Genomic DNA, 2,266 nt, shown 5'->3' on the forward strand with positions numbered 1-2,266 from the left:
TGGTCTCCTCGGGGCGGATGCCGCGCGGTGTGCGCGTGCGGGCGTGGGCCACGGTGCGGCCCTCGAGGTCGAGCACCACGCAGGTGGTGACGGTGGGGTCGATGTGCAGCCCGATCGCGAAGCGCGCATCGGGTTCGAGCTGGAGGATCGTGCGCGGCTTGCCCGGGCCGGACCCGGATTTGCCGGCCTCCCGCACGAGTCCGTCCTGCAGGAGCCGCCGGGCGACGTTCGAGAGCGTCTGGGCCGAGAGCCCGGTCTGCGCGGCGAGCTCGATCCGGCTGATGCCGGCGGGCGCGCGGCGGATGAGCTCGAGGACGAGCGCCTGGTTGTAGCCGCCGAGCGCCGGGAGGTTCGTGCCCCGCTTCATCGCTGCTCGCGGGCCAGGAACCCGGCCAGCGACAGCGGCGGGCGCCCGGTGAGGCGCTCCACGTCGCCCGAGACGTGCTCGAGCTGCCCGGCGGCGATCGCGGTGTAGGTGCTCACCCAGGCGTCGAGCTGCCAGGCAGGGGCGTTCCAGCGCTGCCGCGAGGCGTAGGCCTCCTCGAGCGTCTCGTCGACGAACACGGCGGGGCGGCCGGCGGCGGTCAGGGTGGCGGCGACTTCGTCGAGAGTGAGCGCCTCGGGCCCGGTGAGCTCGTAGAGCGCGTCGCGGTGCTCGTCGGGGGAGCGGAGGATCACCGCCGCCGTGCGCGCCACGTCCTCGCGGGCGACGACCGCCGCGCGTCCCGTCCCCGCGGGCCCGCGGATCGCGCCGTCCTCGCCGAGCATGTCCGGCAGGAAGTCGAGGTAGAGGTTGTCGCGAAGGAAGGTCCATCCCATGCCGGAGTCGCGGAGCGCGTCCTCCGTCGCGGCGTGGTCCCGCGCGAGGGTGAAGACGGCGTCGTGCGCCGCTCCGGCGAACGAGGTGTAGACCACGTGCTCGACACCCGTCTCCGCGGCGGCGGCGACGAGCGAGCGGTGCTCCGCCAGGCGGCGCTCGTTCTCGGACGCCGAGACCATCAGCAGCAGGCGGACGCCCACGAGCGAGGCGCCGGGCTCGGCGAAGGTCGAGCGCACCACCTGCGCCCCGGCGAGCTCCGGGGCGCGGGAGGGATCGCGGACCAGCAGTCGGAGGGGGAGGCCGGCGTCGGCGAGCTCGCGTGCGACGCGCCCGCCCACGGCTCCGGTGGCTCCAGTGATCGCGATCGGGATGCTCATGCCTCCATGATGGCGCGGTCCCTAGGCTGGGACCATGAGCGCCCACGCCTCCCTCCTCGCCATCGCCCGCTCGATCGCCGTCGAGGCGGCGCACCTGGCCCGCCAGCGGCGGGAGGACGGCGTCGAGATCGCCGCGTCGAAGTCGTCGCCCGAGGACGTCGTCACTGCCGCCGACCGAGAGGTCGAGCAGCTGATCCGGCGCCGTCTCGCCGAGGCGCGGCCCGACGACGGCTTCCTGGGGGAGGAGTCGGGCGGCGGAGTCGGCACGAGCGGACTCACCTGGGTCGTCGATCCGATCGACGGCACGGTCAACTACCTCTACGGCATCCCCTCGTACGCGGTGAGCATCGCAGTGGTCGAGGGGGAGCCCGACCCGCGGACCTGGAGGGCGCTCGCCGGCGCCGTCGTGAACGGCGCGACCGGCGAGGTCTTCACGGCCGCCCTGGGCGAGGGCGCTCACCGCGACGGAGCGCCGCTGCGCGCCACCGCGCCCGCCTCGCTCTCGCTGGCGCTGGTCGGCACGGGCTTCGGCTACGACTCCGCGCGCCGGATGCGCCAGGGCGCGGTCGTGCAGGAGCTGCTCGGCGAGGTGCGCGACATCCGGCGCATCGGCTCCGCGGCGCTGGATCTCTGCTCCGTCGCCTCGGGGCAGCTGAACGCCTACTACGAGCGTGGACTGAACCCGTGGGACCAGGCGGCGGGCGTCCTGATCGCTCAGGAGGCCGGCGTGCGGGTCGCCGGCTTCGACGGCCGACCGGCGAGCTCCGACCTGCTGATCGCGGCTCCCGCCCCCCTCTTCGACGAGCTGGAGCAGCTGCTGCGCCGACTGCGCGCCGATGAGGTGTGAGCGCTCTCTCGGGAGTGCTCAGGCGCAGGGTCGATGCATGCGTGCGAATGAGCGCGCAACGGAGCGATGCTGCGACCGGTGGATCACGCTCGGATCGTGCCTGGGCACCCGCCCCTCTGGTCGTATTCCGCAGTCCGTGGCATCCTTTATGAATTCGTGACATTCGCACAGGATGCGGTCACGGAGACCCGAGCAGTGCCCCGATCCCTGACGGAGCGCCCC

3 protein-coding genes are annotated in these 2,266 nt (G+C 73.7%); 1 reads left to right on the forward strand and 2 read right to left on the reverse strand.

Annotated features, from left to right (window positions below; translation table 11 throughout):
* Together IOC53_RS18570 and IOC53_RS18575 are read right to left on the reverse strand one after the other, a co-directional pair.
* The coding region (locus IOC53_RS18570; RefSeq protein WP_207408085.1) for a MarR family transcriptional regulator at positions 1-367 on the reverse strand (367 nt) is incomplete at its 3' end.
* The gene (locus IOC53_RS18575) at positions 364-1,197 is read right to left on the reverse strand and encodes an SDR family oxidoreductase (RefSeq protein ID WP_207408087.1); all 834 of its coding nucleotides are present in this window, start codon (positions 1,195-1,197) and stop codon (positions 364-366) included. The genes IOC53_RS18570 and IOC53_RS18575, both read right to left, overlap by 4 nt.
* A 34-nt stretch (positions 1,198-1,231) precedes the next feature.
* Here IOC53_RS18575 and IOC53_RS18580 point away from each other — a divergent pair, with 34 nt between their 5' ends.
* Entirely contained in the window at positions 1,232-2,044 is an 813-nt protein-coding gene (locus IOC53_RS18580; RefSeq protein WP_207408089.1) for an inositol monophosphatase family protein, read from the forward strand.
* Positions 2,045-2,266 lie beyond the last annotated feature (222 nt).

The sequence above is a fragment of the Rathayibacter sp. SD072 genome (genome assembly GCF_017355185.1).
Taxonomy (GTDB): Bacteria; Actinomycetota; Actinomycetes; order Actinomycetales; family Microbacteriaceae; genus Rathayibacter.

Coding starts and splice junctions, on each gene's coding strand:
- IOC53_RS18575 (WP_207408087.1), bottom strand. CDS start 1,197: ATGAGCATCCCGATCGCGATCACTGGAGCCACCGGAGCCGTGGGCGGG.
- IOC53_RS18580 (WP_207408089.1), top strand. CDS start 1,232: ATGAGCGCCCACGCCTCCCTCCTCGCCATCGCCCGCTCGATCGCCGTC.